Consider the following 17,966-nt stretch of genomic DNA (forward strand, 5'->3'; position numbering starts at 1 on the left):
GACCGATGCCCACTCTGGCTCCCAGCCTCACTTCGGCTTCTTGAACCGGAGCGTCATGCGGTCGCTCTCGCCGATCGCGGCATATTTGGCGCGATCGACATCCTTGAGCCGATAGCTCGGCGGCAGCGTCCACACGCCCTCCGGCCAATCGGCGGTGTCCTTGGGGTTGGCGTTGATCTCGCTCGCGCTGTCGAAGACGAAGCCGGCCTGCTCCGCCAGGCGGCGGACGGTCGAGACCTTGATGTAGCCGCTGTTGATCTCCCGCGCCGCATCGGCATCCTCGGGCAGGCGATGATCGACCACGCCCAGCGTACCGCCGGGCTTCAGCATCGCGTACATCTGACGGAAGGCCTCCGCCGCATAATCCTGCCCGCCACGCTGATAGCCCGCGCGCCAGTTGTGGACGTTGCGGAAGGTGACGACGACATCGGCGCTGCCGTCCGGCACCTTCGGCTGGCCGACATCGGCCGGGAAGGCGGCGAGCTTGATCTTGCCGTAGAGCGCCGCGTCCTTGGCCTGGAGCGCGCGCACGCCGTCGAGCCCCTTGGGCCACGGTCCGGCGGCCCAGTAATTCCCCCTCGCAGCGGTGTAGGGCGCCAGGATCTCGGTGTACCAGCCGCCGCCGGGCCAGATCTCGACCACCGTATCTTCCGGCTTCACCTGGAAGAAGGCGAGCGTCTCGGCCGGGTGGCGATATCTGTCGCGCGCGACATTGGCGGGCGTGCGGCTGGGCGCGGCGATCACCTCGGCCAGCTTCGACTGGAGCGTGGCCGGCGCACCGATCGCGACGCTGGTCACTGCAGCCGCAACGGAGACGATCGCAAGAGTGGCGAGCGCGCGCATCATCTGTCTCCTCGAACGGTGGACGCCACCCTCCTATCGCGGCAAGGAGGCGCGATGCAAGCGAGACTATGGGGTGCAGCGGCCGCCTGCGTTGCAATGGCGGTGGCGAGCGGCGTCGGCCAATGGCGCCGCGGTCGCCGGCCCGACCTCGATCGCGTGGGACTCGTGCCGTGGCCGACGATCCAGTTCGCGGCGATGATGGGCGCGCTGATCCTCGCCAGCGTCGCGCTCAACTCCTGAAGGCGAGGTCGCGGCGGAGGTAGACGACCGTGCGGTATCGCGCGCGCGCCACGCTGAGCACCGGGCGATAGCCCGTCGCGAGCGCCGCCTTGAGCGCTTCGACGCTGGCGCGGTTCCATATCTCGAGCCGCCGGGTCGAGGTGACGATCACCGGCGGCCGCCGGCCGAGGATGCGGCGAACCTCGGCCGCCTCGTCGATGCCGGTCGAGCCCTGCTCGGTGGCGTAGGCGAGGAAGTTGGGGAAGGCATAGGCGGTCGGCAGGCAGGCATCGGCCAGGCTGTAGGTGACGGTATCGCCGATGAAGACATAGGGGCATCCGCCGCGGCTGTTGGCGGCGACGACGCGGGCGACCGTGCGCGCGCCGACACGATCGTCCGGGACGAAGGCGCGCTCGACCACCACCAGCAACAGCCCCAGCCCCAGCGCGCCGATCAGCGCGCGCGGATGGCGGCCGAAGGTGATCGCCGCCGGCACCGCCAGCGGAGCGACCAGCGGCAGCGCATAATGGTCGAAGAACGTGCCGATCGCGACGAAACCGATCAGCGCGGTGCCGAGCCACAGATAGGCCAGCCCCCGCTCCGCCGCGAAGCGCACGCGCCGCCGGCGCCAGGCGATCGCGGCGCACAGGATCAGCGGCGACAGCTCGGCGGCGATGCCGAGCAGCCGCATCGCCAGCTCGCTCGCGGGATAAGGCGGCCGCAGCAGGATCGAGGTGACGTTGGCGAACCACCAGGCATCGAAATGTCCGAGCCGGGCATAGGCCAACGCCGCGGCCGCCGTCGGCGCGGCGCCGACGAGCATCCACAGCAGCACCGCGGGCATGAGGCGAGCGCGGGCGCCGCTCCGCCACAGCCACCAGCTGTGCGCGAGGCCGAAGAAGACGGCCTCGAAAGTCGCGCTCGGCTTGATCTGGATGGCGAGGCCGGCGAGCAGGCAGGCGGCGGCGCCGCTCGCGACGATTGCGCCCGGCCAGCGCTGCATCGCCGGCAGCCGCAGCGTCAGCCAGGCGGCGGCGGTGACCGGCAGGTTGTAGAACACCGGCGCCTGGCCGCCCCGCCCGCCGAGCAGCGGCAGCCAGACGAGATAGGCGATCGCCGCCGCGATCGCGCCGGTGCGGCTCGCGCCGAGCCGGAGCGCGCTCGCGAAGACCAGCGCGGCGGTAGCGGCAGCGGAGAGGCAGGCGAGGAGCTGATAGCCAAGGATGTCGTCGCCCGGCAGCGCCGCCGCGCCGGCGTAGAGCAGGAACAGCCCGATCGGCTTCCTGTCCCAGATGTCGACATAGGGCAGCGCGCCGCGGAGCAGCCGCTCGCCGAGCAGCAGATAATATTGCTCGTCGACATGGATCACCGGATTGCCGAAGTCGGCGGCGCGCAGCGCCACCGCCGCCGCGAGCAGCAGCGCCGCGACCGCAGGCCCGGACAGCGGCCGGCTGCGCTCCATCAATAGAAGCGGGCGAGCGTCAGCACGCGGTCGCCGGCCTTGCCGCACAGGCTGAGGCGGACCGTCCGTCCCGGCGCGCCCGCCGGCCAGGCCGCGAGCGGGCTGGCGAGATAGTCGGGCGGGATCGGCGTGCCGTCGATCGCGCAGATGCGCTCGCCCGGCTGCCAGCCGGCGGCCGCCGCAGGCGAATTGCGCATGACGTGGAGCACGCGCAGCGACCTTCCCTGAAGCGCGATGAGCAGCCCGCTGGTCGACTTGAGCGGCTCGCGGTCGACGGTCTTGCCGGGCGCCAGCACCATTCGCCTGGCGGCCGGATCGATCAGCACGCGATAGCGCTGCAGCAGGCCCGATCCGATGCGGCCGGCGGTGCCGGTGAGCTGGGAGAAGCCGTCCTCGCCCTCGATCCTGACCTCGACGTTCCTCGCGGTGAGCCCGGCGAGGCGGATGGCGGGCAGGACGGTCAGATCGGTCTCGATCGCGCCGCCGAGGCCGAAGGCGTAGGCGGTGGTGAACGGCGTCGCCGGCATCCGCGCGCTGCCCCACACCTCCCGCGACAGCGTCACCGACGATCCGTCGCCGGTGTCGACGATCACCGGCTTGAAACGCTGCCGGCCGATCGACAGCTCGCTCAGGAACACGCCCGATCCGGGCGCGACCGACAGCGGCACGCTGATGCCCGCGAACGGCAGCCGGCCGGACGGAAGCAGGCGGAAGCGGCGCGCATCATAGTCGATGTCGAGCGCCTGGCGGCCGAGCAGGTCGCTGCCGACCAGCATGTCGACCGGCTCGGCGCTGCCGGTGGCGATCGCCTTGAGGTCGGTCACCGCCAGCCGGCCGCCGGTCCGCGTCAGGCCGCCGATCGTGAGCGACTCGACCGTCGCCCAGCCGAGCGGCACCGTCCCGCCGATCGCGTCGGCGCGCCCCGCCGCCTCCGGCCGCAGCCCGATCGCCTCGGCGAACCTGCGCGAGATGAGGCTGTGCGTGACGCCGGTGTCGAGCACAGCGACGGCGGGGCGGCCGTTCACCGTCATGGTGAAGCGGATCTGGTTGCCGGGGGTGAGATCGAAGCTCACCCATTGCTTAGCCGTATCGTGCGCGAGCTCCACCGCCGGCGCTTCGGCCGCAGCCGGCGCCGTGCCGAGCAGGAGGCAAAGGAACAGGCCGGCGACGCGCATGATGGAGCGGGCGGTTAGCGCGTTTTCACGCGAGTCGCCATCACTGTCCCTTCCAGTTGCGAGGGGAAATTCTCTAAGAGCCCGTCCCGTTCAGATCGAAGCGCGCCCGTGCTCCTGCGCAGGCAAGAGCCCTGGATCGCAGACCCTCTCGCTTACCGCCTGGGCTCCTGCCTTCGCAGGAGCACGATCCAATCTCATACGGGCGGATTCTAGAGACACGCCTCCAGCATCGCCTGGTCGAAGCCGAACTGCCGCGCCTTGTCGAGCGTATAGGGCCTGAGCCCCATCGAGCGGTATTCGCCGACGATCTTGCCGTCCGCGCTCTCGTCCAGATACTCGAACTTGAACAGCTCCTGCGTGACGATCACCGGACCTTCCATCCCGATCACCTCGGTGATGTTGGTGACGCGGCGGCTGCCGTCGCGCAGGCGCTTCACCTGCACGATCATGTCGACCGAATCGGCGATCTGGCGGCTGATCGCCTCCTTCGGGATCTTGATGTCGCTCATCATCACCATGTTCTCCATCCGGCCCAGGCATTCGCGCGGACTGTTGGAGTGGAGCGTGCACATCGATCCATCGTGACCGGTGTTCATCGCCGCGAGCAGGTCGAAGCATTCGCTGCCGCGTATCTCGCCCAGGACGATGCGGTCGGGGCGCATACGGAGGGCATTCTTGACGAGGTCGCGAATGGTGATCTCGCCCTGCCCTTCGAGGTTTGGCGGGCGCGTCTCCAGCGGCAGCCAGTGCGGCTGCTGGAGGCGGAGCTCGGCCGCATCCTCGATCGTCAGCACGCGCTCGCCGGGGTCGATCATCTTCGACAGGGCATTGAGCATCGTCGTCTTGCCCGAGCCGGTGCCGCCCGAGATGACGATGTTGAAGCGGCTGGCGCCCGCGATCTTGAGGCAGGTCGCCATCTTCTGCGACATCGATCCCCACTGCGCCATCATGTCGAGCGTGATCGGCTTGTCGGAGAATTTGCGGATCGAGATGGCGGTGCCGCGCAAGCTGAGCGGCGGCACGATCACGTTGACGCGGCTGCCGTCCTTGAGGCGCGCGTCGGCGAGCGGGGTGGTCTGGTCGACGCGGCGGCCGACCGAGTTGCAGATGCGCTGCGCGATCTGGAACAGATGCTCCTCGTCGCGGAACTGGATGTTGGCGAGCTCGAGCCGGCCCTTGCGCTCGACGAAGGTCTGGTCGGGCCCGTTGACCATGATGTCGCTGACCGCCGGATCGGAGAGCAGCTCCTCGAGCGGCCCCAGCCCGAGCAACTCGTCGACCAGCACCTTTTCGAGCGCGAACTGCTCGCGCCGGTTGAGCGTCAGCTTCAGTTCGGCGAGCACCTCGCCGATGATCGGGCGGAATTCCTCGGCGAGCTCGTCCTTGCCCAGCGTCGCCGCCGCCTCGGGATCGACGCGCTCCAGCAGGCGCGGCAGCACCTGCTCCTTGATGCGGTGGATCGAGGCCTCGAAACCCTCGACGCGCGAGCTGCCCTGTTCGCCCGTGGCGGCGACGCGGTCGGCGAGCCGCTGCATCGCGTCCGCGCCGGGGCCGGACGCCGCGGTGACTGCCGCCAGCGTCTCGCTTTCCAGGCTCGGCGTCGGGAACTGTGCGCTGGCGATCGGCGGGAACTGCTCGCCGCCCTCGGGCTCGGCGGGCGCGCGCGGGCCGCTGCCCTGCATGGGTCGCGCCACGCCGAAGGCGGGCCGCGTTCCCGGCGCGCCGCTGCTCAAACCATTGCGTCGACCGAAAGCGCTCATTCCGCCCCTCACGCGGGCAAGGCCCGTACTCTTGGGCGAGGGGTAGGCGCGAAGGCTTGATAATTGCCTAACCACGTTCGCACGCGGCTGTTATGGCGGAAATGCGATCGCACGGAGATCGCGCTGGCGGGTGGGTGATGCGCTGGCGGTATCGCCGCCCCTCCTAATCTGGGTAATCCCGCCGTTCGCCGCTCCATCGCAAGGCGCAACCGGCGCGTGGGTGCCGCGTTGCAGCTACGGTCCTAGGAGGAGTGCGAATGACGGCGGCGAAGGCTGAGGTACTGACGTCCGACTCACTGGCGCTGGCCGAGGAGCTGACGCGGCGCGGGACGCGGCTGTGGCGCCGCCCGTTCGACGCGCTGGAGGTCGAGCTGCGGCGGTCAGGCGAATCGCTATGGCTGGTGGTGCAGGGCGAGCGCGGCGGCCTCGCGCTTCGCGTCATCCGCGCCCCGGCGGGACCGCTCGGTGACGTGACGATCGAGGAGGGGGAGGCGCTGGTCTGCCGCGCCGATACCGTCTCGGGCAGGTTCGAGGCGACGGTGCGGGTCGAGCCCGGCGCAATGCCGGCGCTGCGCTCGACGCTGGTGCTCACTCCGGCCGCGCCGCTGGCGCCGCCGATGCTCGGGCGCGATCTCATCGCTTTCGGCGCGGACGGCGACCCCGCCCAGGCCAAGGGCGAGGTCAAGGCGGCGCAACGCGGACTCAACACTGGACTGGTGTTCGGCCGGCTCGATGCGCCGGGCTTCGGCGACTTCCTCTATTTCCAGAACCTGACCGCGCTCGACGGCTATTTCCAGGCGACCGGCACCAGGCCCGACGGCGCGGTCGGCGGCGCCTGGCCCGAGCTCGGCTATCTCGCGCCGACCGAGCGCACCGTCGGCAATGGCGAGCCGGTGCTTGCCGCGGGCGAGCCGGTCACCCTCTCCGACGCGCTGCTGGTGCTGCGCGAACGTACCGAGCCGGGCGAATATGGCAGCGCCATCGCCTTCCTCCAGATGCTCGGCGAGGCCTATGAGCGGATCGAGAAGCCGCCGCGGCGCTGGCACGACTGGGCCGCGCGCGCCGAGCGCACGCTCAAGGATCTGGCGGACTCCCCCAAGGCGACCATCCGCCATTACGGTCATCGCTACGTCCATCCCTACATCGCCAGCGAATATCCCGACTCGATGGTGCAGGCGGTGACGGTCGCCTCGCTGGCCGACTATGCCGCCTGGGCGAAGCGGCCGCTGCCGCTCCAGGCCGAGCTCGCCGCGGGGATGCCGCGCTTCTACGACGCCAAGCTCAAGACGCTGCGCCGCTACCTGCCCAACGTGGGAGACGACAAGAACGCCGACGCGGTCGACAGCTGGTATCTCTACCACCCGATGCAGAAGCTCGGGCGCCTCGCGCTCGCCGGCGACGGGCAGGCGCGCGAGCTGTTCCTTGGGTCGATCGATTATGCCGTCCGGGCCGGGCGGCATTTCAACTATATCTGGCCGATCCAGTACGACGTCACCGACTTCTCGGTGATCACCAAGGCGCGCGACGAGCAGGGCCTCGGCCAGACCGACGTCGGCGGGCTTTATGCCTATGTCATGCTGCAGGCCTATGAGCTCACCGGCGAGGACCGCTTCATCGACGAGGCGCGCGCGGCGCTCGATGCGACGTGCGACATGCGTTTCGACCTCAACTATCAGGCGAACCTCACCGCCTGGGGTGCGACCGCTTGCGCGCGGCTGGCGGTGATCACCGGCGATGCGGACTATATGAAGCGGGCGCACACCTTCCTCGCCAGCTTCTTCCACAATGCGGCGCTGTGGGAATCGAACATCGCCAATGCGCGCCACTACACCAACTTCCTCGGCGTCAGCGCGCTGCACGACGGGCCGTATATGGCGATATACGAATGCTTCGATTCCTTCGCCGCGTTCGAGGAGTTGCTGCTGAGTGCCAGCATCGCGCTCGATCCCTCGGCGCGGCGGCTGGTGATCGATTACTGCTGCTACGCGCTGTCGCGGGCCTGGTACTATTATCCCGATGCCCTGCCGCCCGAGGCCGTCGCCAAGGACGGCATCCGCAATGGCCATATCGACCGCAAGCTCTCCTTCCCGGTCGAGGACCTCTACATCGACGGCCAGCCGGCCGGGCAGGTCGGGCAGGAAATCTACGGCGCCGGCGCGGCGTTCGTCTTCACCTCGCGCACCGTCCACGCGATCGAGGGAGCGCCGTTCCGCCTCACCTGTGACCATTTCATCGGAACCAGCGATCGGCTGGGCGAAGGAGTGGTGCGGCTGGCGGCGGTGGGAACGCCAGGCACCGAAGCACGCCTGTCCGTGGTGCGCCTGCCGCGGCGCAGGCTGCCGGAGCTCAGGGTCGTGGCGCTCGGAAAGACGCTCGATCCCACCGCAACCGAGGCCGGCCGAATCGAATATGCGGTGCCCGCCGGCGAGCCGGTGGACGTGATCTGGACGGTCAGGCCGAAACGCGCTCGGCGAGGACGATGAGGCCCATGCCGTTGACCTCGGCGAAGCCGCCCTCGACCGCGATCGTCTCCGGCGCGGCGCCCTGGCTCTTGTAGACCGCGATCTCGCCGTCGCGGACGGTCGACATGATCGGGGCATGGCCCTCCAGCACGCCGAAGTCGCCCTCGGTGCCGGGCACGACCACCATGTAGACGTCCTCGGAGCGGACCAGCTTCTCGGGCGTGACGAGTTCGAAGTGGAGCATTTTGTCCTAATCCTAAACCCCTCTCCCCTTGGGAGAGGGAGGGGCCCATCGCGCCAGCGATGGGAGGGTGAGGGCGACCCGCACCACCCTCATCCAACTCCGGCTAGGCAGCAAGCTGCCAAGCCTCCGTATCCTTCTCCCACCGGGAGAAGGATTTACGCCGCGTCGGCCAGCTTCTTGGCCTTCTCGACCGCCTCCTCGATGCCGCCGACCATGTAAAAGGCGGCCTCGGGCAGGTGGTCGTACTCGCCGTCCACCACCGCCTTGAACGACTTGATGGTGTCCTCGATCTGCACGAACTTGCCGGGGATGCCGGTGAACACCTCGGCGACGTGGAACGGCTGCGACAGGAAGCGCTGGATCTTGCGCGCGCGGGCGACGGTCAGCTTGTCCTCTTCCGACAGCTCGTCCATGCCCAGGATGGCGATGATGTCCTGCAGCGACTTGTACTTCTGCAGGATCGACTGGACGGCGCGCGCGGTCTCGTAATGCTCCTGGCCGACGACGCGCGGCTCGAGCACGCGGCTGGTCGAATCGAGCGGGTCCACCGCCGGATAGATGCCGAGCTCCGAGATGGCGCGCGACAGCACGGTCGTCGCGTCGAGGTGGGCGAACGAAGTCGCCGGCGCCGGGTCGGTCAGGTCGTCCGCAGGCACGTAGATCGCCTGCACCGAGGTGATCGAGCCCTTGTTGGTCGAGGTGATGCGCTCCTGCAGCGCGCCCATGTCGGTCGACAGCGTCGGCTGATAGCCCACCGCCGACGGGATGCGGCCGAGCAGCGCCGACACTTCCGAACCCGCCTGGGTGAAGCGGAAGATGTTGTCGACGAAGAAGAGCACGTCCTGGCCCTCCTGGTCGCGGAAATATTCGGCGATCGTCAGGCCCGAAAGAGCCACACGAGCACGCGCGCCCGGCGGCTCGTTCATCTGGCCGTAGACCAGCGCCACCTTCGAACCCTCCGAGATGGCGTTGCCGTCGGCATCCTTGGCGATGACGCCCGCGTCGAGGAACTCGTGGTAGAGGTCGTTGCCCTCGCGGGTGCGCTCGCCGACGCCGGCGAACACCGAGGTGCCGCCATGGCCCTTGGCGATGTTGTTGATCAGCTCCTGGATCAGCACGGTCTTGCCGACGCCGGCGCCGCCGAACAGGCCGATCTTGCCGCCCTTCGCGTACGGAGCCAGCAGGTCGATCACCTTGATGCCGGTGACCAGGATCGCCGCCTCGGTCGACTGGTCGACGAACTCGGGGGCCTTGGCATGGATCGGGGCGCGCAGGTCGGTGCCGACCGGGCCGCGCTCGTCGATCGGCTCGCCGACGACGTTGAGGATGCGGCCCAGCGTCGCCGGGCCGACCGGCACGCGGATCTGCCCGCCGGTGTCGGTGACCTGCTGGCCGCGGGTCAGGCCCTCGGTCGAGTCCATCGCGATGGTGCGAACGGTGTTCTCACCGAGGTGCTGCGCGACCTCCAGGACCAGCTTCTGGCCGTTGTTGTCGGTCTCCAGCGCCGACAGGATCGCCGGCAGATTATTGTCGAAGGAGACGTCGACGACGGCGCCGATCACTTGGCTGATGCGGCCGACGTTGTTGCTGCCTACGGGGCGGTCGATCTGTGCGGCGGTGGCCATTTCTCTTCCTAGCTCTTGCTGGTGGCCGACTTAGTGTCGGGATGGGTGAAAGTCACGGTGATGACGCGGTTGTCCTTGGCGCCGTCGAGCGGCTCGACCTTGAGCGCATAGGCGACGCCCGAAAGTTCGCCGTCGGCGGGTTTCTCGGCATCGATCGCCTTCTGCACCGCCTCGGCGCCTTCGGCTCGCGCCGAGAACATGAAATCACGGATCAGCTTGCCGAACCGCTCCTTTGCCGCCTTGGCGCTTTCGGGATCGGTAATCTTGAGCGCGAAGGCCAGTTGGTCGATCGCTGCCGCATCCTTGCCGCTCGCGACGAACTGCGCCTTGTTGGGCGCCTTGGCGTAGCTATTCGACAGGACGATCTCGTTGCCCTTCGATTCGGCCTCGCCCGAAGTCGCCGCATAGTCGGGCGCGTGGAAGCCGAACTGGTTGACGGCTGGGATCGTCGTCGCGGGCGATCCGAACAGCCGGTCCCAGCCCTTCATCCGGGCCGCGGCCTTCTGCACCTCGGCTTCCTGAGCGTGCACCGACTTGGTCACGGACTCGGGCTTGCACGCGCCAAGCGCAACGCAGCTGATCAGCAAGAGAGCGCCGGACTTCCGCATCTCAAAGCGCCTCCGCGCCCGAGATGATCTCCACCAGCTCGGTCGTGATCGCGGCCTGGCGGGTGCGGTTGTACTGGATGGTGAGCCGGTTGATGAGGTCGCCGGCGTTGCGCGTCGCATTGTCCATCGCCGTCATCTTGCTGCCCTGCTCCGACGCGGCGTTCTCGCGCAGTGCGCGGTAGATCTGGATCGCGACGTTGCGCGGCAGCAGGTCGGCGAGGATCGATTCCTCGTCGGGCTCATAGGTCACCGCCGCCATGCCGCTGTCGGCATTGGCGCGGGTATCCGCCGGGACGGCCACCGGGATGATCTGCTGCTCGGTCGGCTCCTGCGTCAGCACCGACTTGAAGTGCGAGTAGAACAGGTGCGCGACGTCGAACTCGCCCGCCTCGAAACGGGCGATCAGGTCGTCGGCATAGCCGCGCGCATCGGCGAAGCTCAGCTTGCCGAGGTCGCCCGGCTCGATCTTGTGCGCCATGCGGTCGCGATGCTGGCGGTTGAGTACCGCATGGCCCTTGCGCCCGATTGTGTAGAATTTGACCGTCTTGCCTTCGGCGATCAGTTCCTCGGCGCGGCGGCGCGCAAGGCGGGCGATGTTGGTGTTGAACGCGCCGGCGAGGCCGCGGTCGCTAGTCGCGACGACCAGCAGATGGACCTGGTCCTTGCCGGTGCCGGCGAGCAGCTTGGGGCTCGATTCGCTCACCGTCACCCGGCTGGCGAGGCTGGCGACGACGCGCTCCAGCCGCTCGGCATAGGGGCGCCCGGCCTCGGCCGCCTCCTGCGCGCGGCGCAGCTTGGCGGCGGCGACCATCTTCATCGCCTTGGTGATCTTCTGGGTCGACTTGACCGACCCGATCCGCAGTTTGAGCGCCTTGAGAGAGGCCATCTCGGCTATTCCTTTTCCGCGAGCTGAGCGTTGTATCGCAACTTCAGCATCTCGTTGTCGCGTATCGCCCCCCAGGCCGGCGGGATTGCGCAGAAACCACGCAGGAACGGCAATATATGCCGCCTCAGAAGCAGCTTGAGGAGGACGGCGCGCATCAACTTTCGCTCGGGTTTCACGAACAGGATGTAATTGTTGACGATGTCGACATGATAGCCAAAGCGCTCGGCGATATGTTCGAAGCCTCTGGGACTGTAGAAGAAGACATGCTGTCCGCTCTCGGGTGACAGATAATCCCAATCTGGCCCCTCGCCCTGATAGACGCGCGTGCCGATCAGGACCGCGGCGGGGCCAAGACCGAAAATGTCGAGCAGATCTTCGGCCGGGTTGGGAAGATGCTCAAGCACCTCGAAGGCGGTCACCAGATCCGGGGTTTCGAAATCGGGCTCGGTAAATCCCTGCGCGTAGGTCGGTTCCGCATAGCGGTCCCGCACATAAGCATTCAGCCCGTGGTCGCGCATGAATCGGCACGTCAATCCGTCGCCGCCGCCCACATCGATGACGTTCTTCAGCTTGAGCAACCAAGCGGTGGCGATGGCCGCCGACGATACCGTCAGGTCGCGCTGCGCGGCACCCGTATCGAGGTTGCTGAGATTGTTCGCGTGACCGTCGCCAACGCCATAGGCTTGGTCGAGCCAATAAGGTGCCTCGGTCTCCAGCGAGGCACATTCGGTACATTGGAAGTAGGAGACGTCGTGCTCCGCCAAGACGAGCTTGGAGAACCGATATTGCGCGGGCGCCCCGCACAGCCGACACGCGACAGCGGATGCCTTCTCAGCTGCGGCAGGCACATCCGGTTGCGCGGTAGTCGCCATCATTTCCCTTTCCCCGGACCTCGCCAGCCATGCACCTTCACCGCCGTCGAGCGGGATCGCTCCCGTCGGCGTCGCGCGGGGCGAGAGGCCCTGGCCCGGTTCATGCAAAGGTTTTCGCGAACGCGTCGAGCGCGTCCTTGAGCTTCGCCTTGAGGTCGTCGCCCAGGTCCTTGGTGTCGCGGATGCCCGCCAGCACGTCGGCATGGTTGGCGCGCAGGTCGGCGAGCAGCGCCGCCTCGTAGCGGACCACGTCCTGCACCGCGATATTGTCCAGATAGCCCTGGGTGCCGGCGAAGATCGACGCCACCTGCTCCTCGAACGGCATCGGGTTGAACTGCGGCTGCTTGAGCAGCTCCGTCAGCCGCGCGCCGCGGTTGAGCAGCTTCTGGGTCGAGGCGTCGAGGTCCGAGCCGAACTGCGCGAACGCCGCCATCTCGCGATACTGGGCGAGCTCGAGCTTGATCGAGCCGGCGACCTTCTTCATCGCCTTGGTCTGCGCGGCCGAGCCGACGCGGCTCACCGACAGGCCGACGTTGATCGCCGGGCGGATGCCCGCGAAGAACAGGTCGGTCTCGAGGAAAATCTGGCCGTCGGTGATCGAGATCACGTTGGTCGGGATATAGGCCGACACGTCGCCGGCCTGCGTCTCGATGATCGGCAGCGCGGTCAGCGAGCCGTTGCCGTTCTCGTCGTTCATCTTCGCCGCGCGCTCGAGCAGGCGCGAGTGGAGATAGAAGACGTCGCCCGGATAGGCCTCGCGGCCCGGCGGACGGCGCAGCAGCAGCGACATCTGGCGATAGGCGACCGCCTGCTTGGAGAGGTCGTCATAGACGATCACGGCGTGCATACCGTTGTCGCGGAAGAACTCGCCCATCGCGCAGCCGGTGTAGGGCGCGAGGAACTGCAGCGGCGCCGGCTCCGAGGCGGTCGCGGCGACGACGATGGTATAATCCATCGCGCCCGATTCCTCGAGCTGGCGGACGATCTGCGCGACGGTCGAGCGCTTCTGGCCGACCGCGACGTAGATGCAGTAGAGCTTCTTGCCCTCGTCATCGCCCGCGTTGACGCCCTTCTGGTTGATGAAGGTGTCGATCGCGACCGCGGTCTTGCCGGTCTGGCGGTCGCCGATGATCAGCTCGCGCTGGCCGCGGCCGACCGGGACGAGCGCGTCGAGCGCCTTGAGCCCGGTCTGCATCGGCTCGTGCACCGACTTCCTCGGGATGATGCCCGGCGCCTTCACCTCGACGCGGCTGCGCTTGTCGGCGACGATCGGGCCCTTGCCGTCGATCGGATTGCCGAGCGCGTCGACGACGCGGCCGAGCAGCCCCTTGCCGACCGGCACGTCGACGATGGTGCCGGTGCGCTTGACGATGTCGCCTTCCTTGATCTCGGCGTCCGAGCCGAAAATCACGACGCCGACGTTGTCGGCCTCGAGGTTGAGCGCCATGCCCTGCACGCCGTTGGCGAACTCGACCATCTCGCCCGCCTGGACGTTGTCGAGCCCGTGGATGCGCGCGATGCCGTCGCCGACCGACAGCACCTGGCCGGTTTCCGAGACCTCGGCCTCGGTGCCGAAATTGGCGATCTGGTCCTTGATGACCTTCGAGATTTCTGCGGCGCGGATATCCATGTTCGTGCCTTAGCCTTTCATCGCGTGCGCGAGGGAGTTCAGACGGGTCTTGATCGAGCTGTCGATCATCTGGCTGCCGATCTTGACGGTGAGCCCGCCGAGCAGCGACGGATCGACCGAGAGATCGACATTGACGTCACGCCCGATGCGCTGGCGAAGCTGCTGCTTCAGCGCGTCGACCTGATCGTCGGTGAGGGGGTGAGCGGAGACGACCTCGGCGGTGGTCTCGCCGCGATGGCGGGCGGCGAGGGCGCGGAAGGCGCGGATGATCGCCGGGAGCTGCGCGAGACGGCGGTTCTCGGCGAGCACGCCGAGGAAGCTGGTCGTGGTCTTGTCGAGCTTGAGCTTCTTGGCGACCGCGGCGACCCCCTTGGCGGCATCGGCGCGGCCGATCACCGGGCTGGTGGTGAGCGCACGGAACTCGGCCGATTCGGCCAGCGCCTCGCGCACCGCGGCGAGGCTCGCCTCGACCTTGTCGATCGCCTTGGCGTCGCGGGCCAGCTCGAACAGCGCGGTGGCGTAGCGCCCGCTGAGGCTCGCCTGGATATTGCCGCCGATGTTTCCGGTGGAACTCTCCACGGACTCGCTTTCCTCTCGGGAAGAATAGGTTGACCCATGCGGGGAGAGAGGCCGGAAACGGCCTCTCGCTGGGTTGGCGGGCGCCTAGCAGGCGGTTGCGGGGGATGCAAGCGGGCGAATGGCAATGGTTGACTAGGAAACTGATTGGCCCCAGTGCTCCTGCGAAGGCAGGAGCCCAGGCCTCAGGCGACACGCCCATGATCCAGGGCTCCTGCCTTCGCAGGGGCACGGCCGGCTCCACAGGAAGTTCTCCATGCCCGCGCCGATCAGCCCGCTCGAATCGCATCTCGGCCACTGGCTGCGGCTGGCGTCGAACCATGCCGCGCAGCACCTCGCCCGCGCGCTCGCCGCGCGGGGCGTGACCACGGCGGAATGGGTGGTGCTGCGCGCGCTCTACGATTCGGGCCCGGTGGCGCCGAGCGCGCTGGCGGAGCGCGTCGGCCTCACCCGGGGCGCCGTCACCAAGCTGATCGACCGCCTGCGGGCGAAGGCGCTGGTGGTGCGGGCGAAGGGCCGCGGCGACCGCCGTTTCCAGATGGTCGCGCTCACCGGATCGGGCGCGAAGCTGGTGCCCGCGCTCGCCGAGATCGCCGATGCGAGCGACGCCGCCGTGTTCGCTCGGCTGACCTCCGAGGAGCGCGCGGCGCTTCGGCTCGCGGCGGAACGGATCCTTCGATAAGGCAAGCTGGGAAGGAGCGCGTACGATGGCGAACGGCACGATGGAGCGCATGACGATGGCCGACGGCGCCGAGGTCGGCGTCTATCACGTCCATCCAGCGGGCGATCGGCGCGGCGGCCTGGTGCTGGTGCAGGAGATCTTCGGCATCACCGACCACATCCGCGACGTCGCCGACGACTATGCCGCACAAGGCTATGAAGTGCTCGCCCCCGCGCTGTTCGACCGCGAGCACCCCGGCTTCGAGGCCGGCTATACCGGTGCCGATCTCGAGCGCGGGATCGAGCTCTCGCGCACGCTGCACCCGATCGAGCTTTCGCTGAGCGACGTGCAGACCTGCATCGACGCGCTCCGCGACAAGGGACCGGTGTTCGTCGTCGGCTATTGCTACGGCGGCTCGGTCGCCTGGCTCGCCGCGGCGCGGCTCCAGGGCATTGCCGCGGCATCGAGCTACTATGGCCGGCTGGTGCCGGACTCGGGCGAGGCACCCAAGGTGCCGACGATCGCCCATTTCGGCCGGTTCGATCACGGCATCCCGGTCGAAGGTGTCGAGCGGCTGATCGCCAGCGGCCCCGCCAACGCGGCCATCTATCTCTACGACGCCGGCCACGGCTTCAACTCCGACCGGCGCAAGGACTATCACGAGCCGAGCGCCGACCTCGCCAGGCAACGCACGCTCGAGCTGTTCCGGGCGAACGGCGGATGACGCTCGCCGGCCGCTGGGAAGGCGGGCCGATCCGATCTGTGACGATCACCAGATTGCGTGACATTCAAGCCCCTCCCCTTCAGGGGAGGGGTAGGGGGTGGGGGAGTGCGGCAGGCTGGATCGCTTGGGGCGAGCCCCCACCCCAACCCCTCCCCTGAAGGGGAGGGGCTTGAAATAGGCTCTCGCAGTCGCCTGAATGTCAACACACCCTAGCAGCGCGGGCATCGACCCGACACGACGCCGCTTGCAATGTAGGATTTCGCCTGCTTGGCTCGCCCGGTCCGAGCTGCGCAAGCGCCGGCCCGCTCTTTGATCCTGTCGATCCTTGATCCCGTTGATCTTTGCCGTGGCGCGTCGGTGGCGCGTCGGTGGCGCGTCGGTGGCGCGTCGGTGGCGCGTCGGTGGCGCGTCGGTGGCGCGTCGGTGGCGCAATCCTGCCGCGTGCGAGCAGCGTTCCCAGCGGATGGGCTCGCATACCCGCGTCCCAAGTCAACTTAGTCAACATTTTCGAGCCCTGATCGGATGGCGTCATCCGGACCAGGGCAGAACGTCAGAGCTTGGCGACCTTGTCCTGCAGCTTGGCGAGCTCGGCCTTGAGCGCGGCGATCTCGTCGTCCTTGCTGGCTTCGGGTGCCTTAGTGGGCGCCGGCGCCGCTCCGCCCGGCTTGAACGCCTGCGCCGCCGCCTCGAACATCGCCATGTTGCGCTTGGCGATCTCGGCGAAGGGCGAGTTGGCGAAGGCGCCCTCGACCGCCGACTTGAACTGCTCCTGGTTGCGGCGGAAGCTTTCCATCGACGCTTCGAGATAGCCCGGCACCATCGCCTGCATCGAATCGCCGTAGAGCGCGATCAGCTGGCGCAGGAAATTGACCGGCAGCATCGTCTGGCCCCGCGCCTCCTCCTCCATGATGATCTGGGTGAGGACGTTATGGGTAATATCCTCCTCGGTCTTGGCGTCGATGACCTTGAAGTCGCGCCCTTCGCGAGTCATCGCCGCAAGATGCTCGAGCGTGATGTAGGACGAGGATTCGGTGTTGTAGAGACGCCGGTTGGCGTATTTCTTGATGATGGCCGGGCCGCTGCCCGGCGCAGACTTTTTCATGACGGTGCTGCTCCGCAGTGATGAAACAGGACATACCACCGAATCTTTCTGCGCCGCAACACGGTCCGCGTCCTCTGCCGCTGTTCCTCGACATGCTGCGCAGCGAAACGGCCGACTCGCCCGAGCGGCGGGCGGCGGCGCTCGCCGGTCTCGCCCGCTATCAGTCCGCCGCCCGCGACCCGCGACCCACGCCGATGCCGGAGGTTGCCTGCGCCGGCCGAGCACGGCTGCGCGACTATGGCGACGCCGACGGTGCCGGAGGCCTGCCGGTGGTATTCGTGCCCTCGCTGATCAATCCGCCGTCCGTGCTCGATCTCGCGCCTGCGAATTCGCTGCTGCGGTGGATTGCCGCGCAGGGGCACCGCGCGCTGCTCGTCGATTGGGGCGACCCAACCCCCGCCGAGCGGGCGCAGGACATCAGCACCCATATCGAGGCGATGCTGCTGCCGATGCTGCGCGCGCTTCCCGAGCCGCCGGTGCTGATCGGCTATTGCCTCGGCGGCACGATCGCGATCGCCGCCGCATCGGCGCTGCCGGTCCGCGGCCTCGCGCTGATCGCCGCGCCCTGGCACTTCTCGCGCTTCGGCGAGGCGGCGCGCGCCGAGGTCGCCGGCCTGTGGCGCGCCGCCGAGCCGGCCTGCGAAGCGCTGGGGCTGGTGCCGATGGAGGTGCTGCAGTCGGGCTTCTGGCGGCTCGACCCGGCCCGCACCATCGCCAAGTACGAAGCGCTCGCCACTGCCGACGACGAGGCGCTGGCGGCATTCATCCGGCTCGAGGACTGGGCCAACGCCGGCGCCCCGCTCACGCTTGCGGCGGGGCGGCAGATGTTCGAGTGCTTCTTCGCCGCCGACGATCCCGGCGGGAACCGCTGGGCGATCGAGGGGCGGACGGTCGACCCGGCGGCGCTCGCCTGCCCCACCGTGGATTTCGTCTCGCTGACCGACCGGATCGTCCCGGCCGCCACCAGCGCCGGCTTCGCCGACCGTCGCGAGCTCGGTGCGGGCCACGTCGGCATGGTCGTCGGCAGCCGCGCCAAAGTCCTGCTTTGGGAACCGCTCGCCGGCTGGCTAAACGCTCTTCCCGCCCCTAGATAGCCGCCAACCACAGACCCCGATCA

17 protein-coding genes are annotated in these 17,966 nt (G+C 68.4%); 5 read left to right on the forward strand and 12 right to left on the reverse strand.

The window, feature by feature from the left end; genetic code table 11:
• Positions 1 to 27 precede the first annotated feature (27 nt).
• A complete protein-coding gene (locus tag ACMGER_RS01875; RefSeq protein ID WP_436810428.1) occupies positions 28 to 846 on the reverse strand; it encodes a class I SAM-dependent methyltransferase in 819 nt (272 codons plus the stop codon).
• Positions 847 to 897: 51 nt separating this feature from the next.
• Between ACMGER_RS01875 and ACMGER_RS01880 the strand changes: the two genes are divergently transcribed.
• Positions 898 to 1,083, forward strand: coding sequence for a hypothetical protein (locus ACMGER_RS01880; protein WP_436810429.1), 186 nt, complete (start codon positions 898 to 900; stop codon positions 1,081 to 1,083).
• Here ACMGER_RS01880 and ACMGER_RS01885 read toward each other — a convergent pair.
• The 3 genes from ACMGER_RS01885 to ACMGER_RS01895 all read right to left on the reverse strand — a co-directional run bounded on the left by ACMGER_RS01885 (position 1,073) and on the right by ACMGER_RS01895 (position 5,459).
• On the reverse strand, positions 1,073 to 2,524 hold the full coding sequence (locus ACMGER_RS01885; protein ID WP_436810430.1) for a hypothetical protein: 1,452 nt from the start codon (positions 2,522 to 2,524) through the stop codon (positions 1,073 to 1,075). The genes ACMGER_RS01880 and ACMGER_RS01885 overlap by 11 nt on opposite strands.
• Entirely contained in the window at positions 2,524 to 3,699 is a 1,176-nt protein-coding gene (locus ACMGER_RS01890; RefSeq protein WP_436810431.1) for an aspartyl protease family protein, read from the reverse strand. The genes ACMGER_RS01885 and ACMGER_RS01890 overlap by 1 nt, the downstream gene beginning before the upstream one ends.
• 209 nt (positions 3,700 to 3,908) lie before the next feature.
• Positions 3,909 to 5,459 (reverse strand): TadA family conjugal transfer-associated ATPase, encoded by a 1,551-nt coding sequence (locus ACMGER_RS01895; protein ID WP_436810432.1) that lies wholly within the window; start codon positions 5,457 to 5,459, stop codon positions 3,909 to 3,911.
• A gap of 257 nt (positions 5,460 to 5,716) precedes the next feature.
• Between ACMGER_RS01895 and ACMGER_RS01900 the strand changes: the two genes are divergently transcribed.
• Positions 5,717 to 7,942 (forward strand): hypothetical protein, encoded by a 2,226-nt coding sequence (locus ACMGER_RS01900; protein ID WP_436810433.1) that lies wholly within the window; start codon positions 5,717 to 5,719, stop codon positions 7,940 to 7,942.
• On the opposite strand, the gene ACMGER_RS01905 is transcribed toward ACMGER_RS01900, so the two are convergent.
• From ACMGER_RS01905 to ACMGER_RS01935, 7 genes are all read right to left on the reverse strand, one after another.
• A complete protein-coding gene (locus ACMGER_RS01905) occupies positions 7,911 to 8,165 on the reverse strand; it encodes an ATP synthase F1 subunit epsilon (protein ID WP_436810434.1) in 255 nt (84 codons plus the stop codon). The genes ACMGER_RS01900 and ACMGER_RS01905 overlap by 32 nt on opposite strands.
• 155 nt (positions 8,166 to 8,320) lie before the next feature.
• On the reverse strand, positions 8,321 to 9,790 hold the full coding sequence (atpD, locus tag ACMGER_RS01910; RefSeq protein WP_436810435.1) for a F0F1 ATP synthase subunit beta: 1,470 nt from the start codon (positions 9,788 to 9,790) through the stop codon (positions 8,321 to 8,323).
• Positions 9,791 to 9,798: 8 nt separating this feature from the next.
• On the reverse strand, positions 9,799 to 10,332 hold the full coding sequence (locus tag ACMGER_RS01915) for a hypothetical protein (protein ID WP_436810436.1): 534 nt from the start codon (positions 10,330 to 10,332) through the stop codon (positions 9,799 to 9,801).
• A gap of 67 nt (positions 10,333 to 10,399) precedes the next feature.
• Positions 10,400 to 11,284, reverse strand: coding sequence for a F0F1 ATP synthase subunit gamma (locus tag ACMGER_RS01920; protein WP_436810437.1), 885 nt, complete (start codon positions 11,282 to 11,284; stop codon positions 10,400 to 10,402).
• A 5-nt stretch (positions 11,285 to 11,289) separates the two neighbouring features.
• The gene (locus tag ACMGER_RS01925) at positions 11,290 to 12,159 is read right to left on the reverse strand and encodes a class I SAM-dependent methyltransferase (RefSeq protein ID WP_436810438.1); all 870 of its coding nucleotides are present in this window, start codon (positions 12,157 to 12,159) and stop codon (positions 11,290 to 11,292) included.
• A gap of 97 nt (positions 12,160 to 12,256) precedes the next feature.
• Positions 12,257 to 13,786: a F0F1 ATP synthase subunit alpha gene (atpA, locus tag ACMGER_RS01930; protein WP_436810439.1), complete on the reverse strand. Its 1,530-nt coding sequence runs from the start codon at positions 13,784 to 13,786 to the stop codon at positions 12,257 to 12,259.
• A gap of 9 nt (positions 13,787 to 13,795) precedes the next feature.
• Positions 13,796 to 14,344, reverse strand: coding sequence for a F0F1 ATP synthase subunit delta (locus tag ACMGER_RS01935; protein WP_436811643.1), 549 nt, complete (start codon positions 14,342 to 14,344; stop codon positions 13,796 to 13,798).
• A 274-nt stretch (positions 14,345 to 14,618) separates the two neighbouring features.
• On the opposite strand from ACMGER_RS01935, the gene ACMGER_RS01940 reads away from it, so the two are divergent.
• Both ACMGER_RS01940 and ACMGER_RS01945 read left to right on the forward strand, forming a co-directional pair.
• The gene (locus tag ACMGER_RS01940; RefSeq protein ID WP_436810440.1) at positions 14,619 to 15,044 is read left to right on the forward strand and encodes a MarR family winged helix-turn-helix transcriptional regulator; all 426 of its coding nucleotides are present in this window, start codon (positions 14,619 to 14,621) and stop codon (positions 15,042 to 15,044) included.
• A gap of 25 nt (positions 15,045 to 15,069) precedes the next feature.
• The gene (locus ACMGER_RS01945; protein WP_436810441.1) at positions 15,070 to 15,747 is read left to right on the forward strand and encodes a dienelactone hydrolase family protein; all 678 of its coding nucleotides are present in this window, start codon (positions 15,070 to 15,072) and stop codon (positions 15,745 to 15,747) included.
• 550 nt (positions 15,748 to 16,297) lie between these two features.
• On the opposite strand, the gene phaR is transcribed toward ACMGER_RS01945, so the two are convergent.
• Positions 16,298 to 16,849: a polyhydroxyalkanoate synthesis repressor PhaR gene (gene phaR / locus ACMGER_RS01950; protein ID WP_436810442.1), complete on the reverse strand. Its 552-nt coding sequence runs from the start codon at positions 16,847 to 16,849 to the stop codon at positions 16,298 to 16,300.
• Positions 16,850 to 16,941: 92 nt separating this feature from the next.
• Between phaR and ACMGER_RS01955 the strand changes: the two genes are divergently transcribed.
• A complete protein-coding gene (locus ACMGER_RS01955) occupies positions 16,942 to 17,943 on the forward strand; it encodes an alpha/beta fold hydrolase (protein WP_436810443.1) in 1,002 nt (333 codons plus the stop codon).
• The last annotated feature ends 23 nt before the right edge of the window (positions 17,944 to 17,966 follow it).

The sequence above is a fragment of the Sphingomonas astragali genome (genome assembly GCF_051400615.1).
Lineage (GTDB): Bacteria > Pseudomonadota > Alphaproteobacteria > Sphingomonadales > Sphingomonadaceae > Sphingomonas.

Coding starts and splice junctions, on each gene's coding strand:
- ACMGER_RS01875 (WP_436810428.1), bottom strand. CDS start 846: ATGATGCGCGCGCTCGCCACTCTTGCGATCGTCTCCGTTGCGGCTGCA.
- ACMGER_RS01880 (WP_436810429.1), top strand. CDS start 898: ATGCAAGCGAGACTATGGGGTGCAGCGGCCGCCTGCGTTGCAATGGCG.
- ACMGER_RS01885 (WP_436810430.1), bottom strand. CDS start 2,524: ATGGAGCGCAGCCGGCCGCTGTCCGGGCCTGCGGTCGCGGCGCTGCTG.
- ACMGER_RS01890 (WP_436810431.1), bottom strand. CDS start 3,699: ATGCGCGTCGCCGGCCTGTTCCTTTGCCTCCTGCTCGGCACGGCGCCG.
- ACMGER_RS01895 (WP_436810432.1), bottom strand. CDS start 5,459: ATGAGCGCTTTCGGTCGACGCAATGGTTTGAGCAGCGGCGCGCCGGGA.
- ACMGER_RS01900 (WP_436810433.1), top strand. CDS start 5,717: ATGACGGCGGCGAAGGCTGAGGTACTGACGTCCGACTCACTGGCGCTG.
- ACMGER_RS01905 (WP_436810434.1), bottom strand. CDS start 8,165: ATGCTCCACTTCGAACTCGTCACGCCCGAGAAGCTGGTCCGCTCCGAG.
- atpD (WP_436810435.1), bottom strand. CDS start 9,790: ATGGCCACCGCCGCACAGATCGACCGCCCCGTAGGCAGCAACAACGTC.
- ACMGER_RS01920 (WP_436810437.1), bottom strand. CDS start 11,284: ATGGCCTCTCTCAAGGCGCTCAAACTGCGGATCGGGTCGGTCAAGTCG.
- ACMGER_RS01925 (WP_436810438.1), bottom strand. CDS start 12,159: ATGATGGCGACTACCGCGCAACCGGATGTGCCTGCCGCAGCTGAGAAG.
- atpA (WP_436810439.1), bottom strand. CDS start 13,786: ATGGATATCCGCGCCGCAGAAATCTCGAAGGTCATCAAGGACCAGATC.
- ACMGER_RS01940 (WP_436810440.1), top strand. CDS start 14,619: ATGCCCGCGCCGATCAGCCCGCTCGAATCGCATCTCGGCCACTGGCTG.
- ACMGER_RS01945 (WP_436810441.1), top strand. CDS start 15,070: ATGGCGAACGGCACGATGGAGCGCATGACGATGGCCGACGGCGCCGAG.
- phaR (WP_436810442.1), bottom strand. CDS start 16,849: ATGAAAAAGTCTGCGCCGGGCAGCGGCCCGGCCATCATCAAGAAATAC.
- ACMGER_RS01955 (WP_436810443.1), top strand. CDS start 16,942: ATGCTGCGCAGCGAAACGGCCGACTCGCCCGAGCGGCGGGCGGCGGCG.